Raw genomic sequence first — 7642 nt, 5'->3', positions numbered from 1 at the left:
ACCTCCGGGCGGATGTGGGCCTTAGACAAGCCACACCCCACTCGGAGGTTCTCCTGCGTTCAAGTCCGGCCGTCGTCACCAACGTCCTGGCCGGGTACATCTAGGGCGGGGGACGTCACCGCCTCACGAGAAGCGGGAAGGGGCGGCCTCTTCCCCAGACCGCCCCTTCCCGGGCACATTCCTACCAGACGACGCCGGTTCGCGCTGCCCGGCGCGTGCCGCGAGGGACGTCAGTTGACGGTGGGGTCCGCGGTGGCGGTGGAGAGGACGGCCAGCCGACCGCGCTGGCGGCCCAGCACCCGCCGCCAGAGCGCGGCACCGGAGAGGTCGCTGAGCACGTCACCGGGGCGGCTCGGCACGCAGGCCCACGCACCCTCGGCGATCTCCCCGGCCAGCTGGCCGGGCGACCAGCCCGCGTAGCCGGCGAACACCCGCAGGCCGGAGAGCTGCCCGGCGAGCGCGTCCGGCTCCCCGTCGAGGTCGACGAGGTGCACGTCGCCGGCCACGGGGCGCAGGCCGGGGACCGCGTCCCCGGGCGACGCCGTCGCCAGGCAGAGCGCCGTGTCGGTCTCGCACGGCCCGCCGACGTGGAAGACACCGGGCTCGACGGCGAGATCGCACCACCCGGGCAGCACGTCGCGGATCTCGACCTGGCTGGGCTGCCCCAGCACCACGCCCAGGGTGCCGGTGTCGGAGTGGTCGAGCACGTAGACGACCGCCCCGGCGAACGTCGGCTCGGTCAGCGCCGGCATCGCGACGAGGAGGGCACCCGCCCGCACGTCGTCCAGGCCGCCGACCGAGAGCGGGGGGACCGCACCGGCGCGACGGCGCCCGGTCGCGGGCCGCGCAGGCGGACCGGACTCGGGCTCGGGCGGAGGAGGCACCGGCGACATCCTTCTCAGTGTGCCCCACCTCGGCGCCGGAGGCCGCTGCCCCTCGCACGGCGGCGGGGACGGCGGCTGCTGCTCGTAGGGTGACGGCGTGGCCGGGGCGGGGACGACGGTGCGCGGCCTGCTGGCGCGCCGCGACTTCCGCAGGCTGCTGGGCACCCGCCTGCTGTCGCAGGTCGGCGACGGCGTCTTCCAGGCCGCGCTGGCCGGCACGGTGCTGTTCAACCCGCAGCGCGCCGCCGACCCGGTCGACGTCGCCGCGGGCTTCGCCGTCCTGCTGCTGCCCTACTCCTTCGTCGGGCCGTTCGCCGGCGTGTGGCTGGACCGGTGGAGCCGGCGCCAGGTGCTGCTGCGCGCCAACGTGCTGCGCACCGCGCTGGTGGCCGCGGTGGCCGCGCTGGTGCTCACGGGCGTGCAGGGGCCGGCCTTCTACCTCGCCGGGCTCGCCGTCTTCTCGGTGAACCGCTTCGTGCTCTCCGCGCTGTCCGCCGGGCTCCCGCACACGACCGACGAGCGGGCGCTGGTGACGGCGAACGCCCTGTCGACGACGGCGGGCGCCGTCGCCACCGTGGTCGGGGGTGGCGCCGCCCTGGCCCTCCTGCAGCTGACCGGGTCCGACGACGCCGGGTACGCGGCGGTCGCCCTCTCCGCCGCCCTGCCCTACCTCGCGGCCGCGGCCGTCGTCGCCGGGTTCACCCGCGCGTACCTGGGGCCCGACCACGTGGCCCGCACGGCGCGGCTGCCGGTGGGGGAGGTGCTGTCCGGCATGGTCGCCGGCGCCCGGCACGCCTGGGCGCACCCGCCGGTCGCCGCCGCGCTCACCGCCATCGGCCTGCACCGCGTCTGGTTCGGCCTGCTCACGCTCATGACGCTGCTGCTCTACCGGAACACCTTCGCCGACGAGGGGGGCGTGTTCCCCGGCGGCCTGGTGGGGCTCGGGCAGGTCGCCGCCGCGATCGCCGCGGGCACGCTCACCGGCGCCGCCCTGACCCCGCCGGTCGTGCGCCGCATCGGCACGGTGCCCTGGATCGGTGCCCTCCTCGCCGCCGGCGGGCTCGTCCAGGCCGCCCTGGGCCTGCTGCTGCAGCCCCCGGCGATCGTGCTGGCGGGCTTCGTCCTCGGCCTCCTGGGCCAGGGGGTGAAGGTCTGCGTCGACGCGACGCTGCAGGAGTCGATCGACGACGACCACCGGGGGCGGGTGTTCTCCGTCTACGACACCCTCGTCAACATCGGCTTCGTCGCCGCCCTCGTGGCCGGGGCGTTCACGCTGCCCGAGTCCGGCGTCTCGCGGCCGGCGCTCGCCGTCGTGGGCGCGGGGTACCTCGCCACGGCGCTGCTGCACGCGCGGATGACCCGCCGCGGAGCCGGCCCGGTCAGAGATCGGGGACGCAGGGCCCCCGGCCGAGCGCGCTGAGCCCCGCACGGTCGCCGTCGGCGAGGTCGGGCACCGTGGGCCGCGCCTCCGGGTACATCAGCTCGCGGTCGTCGTCCACGTGCGCGAGCCCGACCAGGTGCCCGAGCTCGTGCAGCACCACCGAGCGGAGGGCGGCCGCGCCACCGGGCCGGCTCAGGAGCTCCGGCGCCTGGCCGGCGTCCAGCGTCACCGTCCCGGTCACGTAGACGCGCGGGCCGTCGCCAAGGGAGACCGCGGTGCTGCCGGCCGCCCCGACGACGTCGCCCGCGAGCGTGGGGTCCTCGGCCTCGGTCGCCCAGCCGATGAGCACCGGGGCCCAGCGGTCCCCGTAGCGGTCGGGCTGGAACGGTGCCCGCTCCCCGCCCAGGGGCTCGTCGGTCGGGCCCTCGTGGACGAAGCGGAGCCCGGTCGCCTCGCCGATCCGGGCGACCGCCTCGTGCACCATGCCCTCGGTGCCCGGCGGAGCGCCGTCCGGGCGGAGCACGTAGCGGATCTCCCGGCAGGGGTCGTAGGCGACGGGCGTCACGCCGTCCTCCTGCACCGACGCGTAGGCGTGCGTGCCGGCGGCCGCCGGGGGCTGCGGGGCGCTGCCCAGCGGGGTCGTGGCGCCGGAGGGCGTCGGCCGGTCCGTCGGGCGCGCGGGGGCGAGCGGCTCCGCGGCGCCGGGCGCGACCTGGGTCCCGGCCCACGGCCACACCGGGGGGTCGGCCAGCACGGTCCCGGTCACCACCGCCGCAACGGCGAGCGGGACCACCCACCGGCCGCGGCGCCGGCGTCGTGGGCCCGGTGGCGGTGCGGCCGGCGCGGAGCTGCCGGCGAGCTCGTCGAGCACCCACTGCGGCGTCCGGCCGGTCGGGGACGCCGGCAGCCGCACGGGGTCGTCGGGGTGCTGCGGGTGCACACCTGTCATCTCGGCACCGCCCTCCCCCTCCTGGAGCCGGCCGCGGCGGAGGCGTCAGCCCTGGCGCTCGGCCCACCACGCGCGCAGCGCCGCCTCGGCCTCGTCGCGCTCCAGCGGACCGCGCTCGAGCCGGAGCTCCTTGAGGTGGCGCCACGCGGCGCCGACCTCGGGCCCCGGGCCCAGGCCGAGGAGCTCCATGATGGCGTTGCCGTCGAGGTCGGGGCGGACCCGCGCGAGGTCCTCCTGGGCGGCGAGCTCGGCGATCCGCTGCTCGAGCGAGTCGTAGGTCGCCGACAGCGCCGCGGCCCGGCGCTTGTTGCGGGTGGTCGAGTCCGAGCGCACGAGCTTGTGCAGCCGGGGGAGCAGGTCGCCGGCGTCGGTGACGTAGCGGCGGACGGCGGAGTCGGTCCACTCGCCGCGGCCGTAGCCGTGGAACCGCAGGTGCAGGAAGGTCAGCCGGGACACCGCCTCGACGACGTCCTTGGGGTACTTGAGCGCGACCAGCCGCTTGCGGACCAGCTTGGCCCCGACCACCTCGTGGTGGTGGAAGGAGACCCGCCCACCGGCCTCGTGGCGGCGGGTGGCCGGCTTGCCGATGTCGTGCAGCAGCGCGGCCAGCCGGAGCACGAGGTCCGGCGACGGCGCTCCCGGATCCGCCTTCTCCAGCGCGATCGCCTGGTCGAGCACGGTCAGCGAGTGGGCGTACACGTCCTTGTGCTGGTGGTGCTCGTCGATCTCCATCCGGAGCGCCGGCAGCTCGGGCAGCACCACGTCGGCGAGGCCGGTGGCGACGAAGAGCTCGAGCGCCGCCCGGGGGGAGTCCTGCAGCAGGGTCTTGGACAGCTCGGCCTGGACCCGCTCGGCGGTGATCCGGCCGAGCTCGCCGGCGAGATCGGTCATCGCCCGCACGACGTCGTCGTCCGGGGTGAGACCCAGCTGGGCGACGAACCGGACCGCCCGCAGCATGCGCAGCGGGTCGTCGGCGAAGGACTCGACGGCGGGACCGGGCGTGCGCAGCCGCTTCGCCAGCAGGTCGCCGAGCCCGCCGAAGGGGTCGGTCACCGTGCGGTCCGGCCCCAGGGAGACCGCCATGGCGTTGACGGTGAAGTCCCGCCGGGCCAGGTCGTCGGTGAGCGAGTTGCCCCACGCGACCTCGGGGTTGCGCGAGGTGCGGTCGTACCGGTCGGCCCGGAAGGTGGTGATCTCGACCCGCACCCCGCCGAGGTCGGCCCCGACGGTGCCGAAGGCGATGCCGGTGTTCCACGTGGAACGGGCCCAGCCGCGGAGCACCTCGAGCACCTGCTCGGGCCGGGCGTCCGTGGTGACGTCGAGGTCACCGGGCGTGCCGGAGCCACCGGCGGCCGCGGCCAGCAGGGCGTCGCGCACCGAGCCGCCGACCAGGTGGGCCTCGAAGCCGGCGGCGGCGAACCGCCGGCCGAGCTCGACGAGCACGGGGGAGACGTCGACGAGCTTGCGGACGGTCTCCTGGACGGCCGGGGGCACCGGCGCGGGGTCGGGCCGGCTCGGCGGGGTGGCGGACACGACGAGCCAGCGTAGTGCGGGCGCGGAGCCGCCCCGGCCCGGCTCCGCACGAGCGGCTCCCGGAGCAGCCGCAAGGAGCGCGCTACCCTCCTGGCATGGCTGGTACGGGCGGGCGAGGGCGCCCGGGCCGCCGGCTGCGCCGGGTCGACGAGACCTCCGCCGGGGGCCTGGTGGTGGCCGACGACGGCGTGACCGGGCCCCGTGCCGCCCTGATCGGCCGCACGGACCGCCGCGGTCGCCTCCTCTGGTCGCTGCCCAAGGGGCACATCGAGGCCGGCGAGACCCCCGAGGACACCGCCGTCCGCGAGGTCGCCGAGGAGACCGGCATCATCGGCGAGGTGGTCGCGCCGCTGGGGATCATCGACTTCTGGTTCGTCGCCGAGGGCCGCCGCGTGCACAAGACCGTGCACCACTTCCTCCTGCGCGCGGTCGGCGGCGCCCTCTCCGACGCCGACGTCGAGGTCACCGAGGTCGCCTGGGTGCCGCTGGAGGAGCTCAGCACCCGGCTGGCGTACGCCGACGAGCGTGCCCTGGTCGAGCGCGCCCCCGGACTCCTGGCCGACAGCGCGTGACGCGGCCGGCTGCCACCCGAGCCGGTGGCCGCCCCGCCGCCGCTCCCGCCCGGCAGGGCACCGCCCGGCGCGCGGCCGCGCTCCTCCCGCTGCTCTCGGGCGCGCTCGTGCTCGGCGGGCCGCTCCTCGCCCCGGCGTCCGTCCTGCCCCCCGCGGCCGCGGCACCCGCGCCGAGCGCCCCGGACGGGGCCACCACCTCCGCCGACCGGCCGGTCCGCGTCGACGTGGCCCGCTTCGAGCCCCGCACGGTCACCCCGGGTGCGCTGATCACCGTCACCGGCACGCTGACCAACACCGGGCCGGACCCCATCACCGGGCTCACCGCCCGGCTGCAGCGCGGCGACGTCCTCACCGGCCGGCCCGACCTGGCCGACGCCGTCAGCGACCCCGACACCGCGACCACCGTCCAGCCCGGCTTCGCGCCGCTGCCCGGGGTGCTCGCCCCCGGCGGCAGCGTGGAGTTCAGCTACGCGCTCGACTCCGCCGAGCTGCGCCTGGACCAGGACGGCGTGTACCCGGTGCTGTTCAACGTCAACGGCACCGTGGACGGCGACCAGGAGCGCCGGGTCGGCGAGCTGGCCACCTTCCTCGTCCAGCAACCGGTCGTGCCGTCCTCGCGGACGACGGTGGCCTGGCTCTGGCCGCTGTCCGAGCCGAGCCACCGCGACGCCGCCGGCGGCTTCGTCGACGACGGGCTGGTCGAGGCGGTGCGCGAGGGCGGCCGGCTGGACCGCGCGCTGGCCGTGGTCGAGCGGCTGCCCGCCGGGCAGCCCGGGGCCGAGCCGGACGCGCCACCCGCCGCGCCGCTGCCGGTCACGCTGGCGGTCGACCCGGCACTCGTCGAGGAGCTGGCGCGCATGGCGGACGGGCCGTACGCCGTCGCGGGCGTCGCCGGCGCGGGGACGGGCACCGAGGCGGCACGGGCCTACCTCGACCGGCTGCGCGCGGTGGTGGCGACCCGGCCGGTGGTGGCGCTGCCCTACGGCGACGTCGACGCCGACGGGCTGCACGCCGCCGGCCTGCCCGCGGTCGTCACCCGCAGCCTGCCGGGGACGCCGGAGGGCACCGCGCACGACCCACCGGGGCCCCCGCCGGTCACCGGCGACCCGGCCGTCGACGGCGCGACGCCGCCCCCCGAGCCGGCCGCCCCGACCGGCACCGGGGCGGGGGCCGAGATCATCGCCGACGTCCTCGACGTCACGCCGATCACCGACCTGGCGTGGTCGCCGGACGGGTCCTACGACGCCGCCACCCTCGACACCCTGCGCGCCGGCGGCATCGACCGGGTCGTCCTGGGCAGCGGAGCGCTCACCGACGGGGACTCCGCCGTGGGCCTGGACGGCTCCGACGCCGTCGCCCGGAGCACCGTCGCGGTCGACGAGGGGGTGCTGGACGTGCTCGTCGCCGACCCGACGCTGAGCGCCGTCGTCGGCACCGCCGAGGTGGTGCAGGGCGGCCCGCGCATCGCCGAGCAGCGCTACCTGGCGGAGCTCGCGGCGCTGACCCTGCAGGCGCCGCCGGGGACCGAGCAGACGGTGCTCGTCGCGCCGCCCCGCGACGTCGACGCGGAGCTGGAGGGCGCCGGGGCGATGATCGCCGACACCGCCGGCCTGCCGTGGCTGCAGCCGGGCAGCGTGACCGGTCTCGGCGCCGCCCCGGCCGCCGACGCCGGATCGCTCGCCGACGCCGACCCGGAGACCGCGCTCGACCCGGCCGGGCTGGCGGTCCTCGGCGAGGCCGTCGCCGCGCGGGAGGAGCTCGCCGAGGCGATCCCCGTCGACGCCGACCTGGCGCTGCAGCCCTACGACGCCGGGATCGCCCGGGCCGCCTCGGTGCTGCGGCGGGACGACCCCGAGGAGTTCGCGGCGGCGGCCGCCGATGCGCGCGCCACCCTCGAGCGGCTCCAGGAGCGCGTCACCGTGGTCGCGCCGGCCGACGGCACCTACAGCCTCGCCTCGAGCGACGCGCCGCTGGTGCTGACCGTGGACAACCCCTTGCCCTTCCCCGTCGACGTCCGACTGCAGGTCGACCCCCCGGCCAACGGCGGGCTGGCCGTCGGTGACATCGGCGTGCAGACCCTGGCGCCCGAGCAACGCACGACGCTCCAGGTGCCCACCGAGCTGCGGCGCTCCGGCGGGTTCACCGTCTCCGCGCAGGTGACGACCCCCTCGGGCGCCCCGCTGGGCGACCGCGTCGAGATGCAGGTGAAGAGCACCGCCTACGGGCCGATCTCCCTGTCCATCACCATCGGCGCCGCCTCGCTGCTCGCGCTGCTCTTCCTGCGCCGGCTCGTGCACTTCCTGATCCGGCGCCGCCGGGCGGC

The 7642-nt window shown here is 77.4% G+C and carries 6 protein-coding genes; 3 read left to right on the top strand and 3 right to left on the bottom strand.

The annotated features are described in order from the left end of the window. Positions 1 to 230: 230 nt before the first annotated feature. Entirely contained in the window at positions 231 to 884 is a 654-nt protein-coding gene (locus E9565_RS21005) for a YqgE/AlgH family protein (RefSeq protein ID WP_236828670.1), read from the bottom strand. 97 nt (positions 885 to 981) lie between these two features. Here E9565_RS21005 and E9565_RS21000 point away from each other — a divergent pair, with 97 nt between their 5' ends. Continuing rightward, positions 982 to 2304, top strand: a complete 1323-nt coding sequence (locus tag E9565_RS21000; protein ID WP_236836653.1) for an MFS transporter — start codon at positions 982 to 984, stop codon at positions 2302 to 2304. On the opposite strand, the gene E9565_RS20995 is transcribed toward E9565_RS21000, so the two are convergent. Both E9565_RS20995 and E9565_RS20990 read right to left on the bottom strand, forming a co-directional pair. Continuing rightward, complete coding sequence (locus E9565_RS20995; protein ID WP_236828668.1) at positions 2264 to 3214, bottom strand: matrixin family metalloprotease; 951 nt, start codon at positions 3212 to 3214, stop codon at positions 2264 to 2266. The genes E9565_RS21000 and E9565_RS20995 overlap by 41 nt on opposite strands. Positions 3215 to 3259: 45 nt before the next feature. Next, positions 3260 to 4747 carry a CCA tRNA nucleotidyltransferase gene (locus E9565_RS20990; protein WP_236828667.1) on the bottom strand — a complete coding sequence of 496 codons (1488 nt, stop codon included), beginning with the start codon at positions 4745 to 4747 and terminating at the stop codon, positions 3260 to 3262. Between the two features lie 95 nt (positions 4748 to 4842). On the opposite strand from E9565_RS20990, the gene E9565_RS20985 reads away from it, so the two are divergent. Both E9565_RS20985 and E9565_RS20980 read left to right on the top strand, forming a co-directional pair. Continuing rightward, a complete protein-coding gene (locus E9565_RS20985; protein WP_091930860.1) occupies positions 4843 to 5319 on the top strand; it encodes an NUDIX hydrolase in 477 nt (158 codons plus the stop codon). After that, a partial coding sequence (locus E9565_RS20980) for a DUF6049 family protein (RefSeq protein WP_236836652.1) occupies positions 5316 to 7642 on the top strand: 2327 nt, incomplete at its 3' end. The genes E9565_RS20985 and E9565_RS20980, both read left to right, overlap by 4 nt.

This window comes from Blastococcus sp. KM273129, from assembly GCF_021698995.1.
Classification (GTDB): Bacteria; Actinomycetota; Actinomycetes; order Mycobacteriales; family Geodermatophilaceae; genus Blastococcus.
Note: the sequence above shows the minus strand (reverse complement) of the source record. Positions and strands in the feature narration are given on the sequence as shown.

Bases quoted from the DNA above. Each gene is read 5' to 3' on its own strand.
- E9565_RS20995 (WP_236828668.1), bottom strand. From the start codon at position 3,214: ATGACAGGTGTGCACCCGCAGCACCCCGACGACCCCGTGCGGCTGCCG.
- E9565_RS20985 (WP_091930860.1), top strand. From the start codon at position 4,843: ATGGCTGGTACGGGCGGGCGAGGGCGCCCGGGCCGCCGGCTGCGCCGG.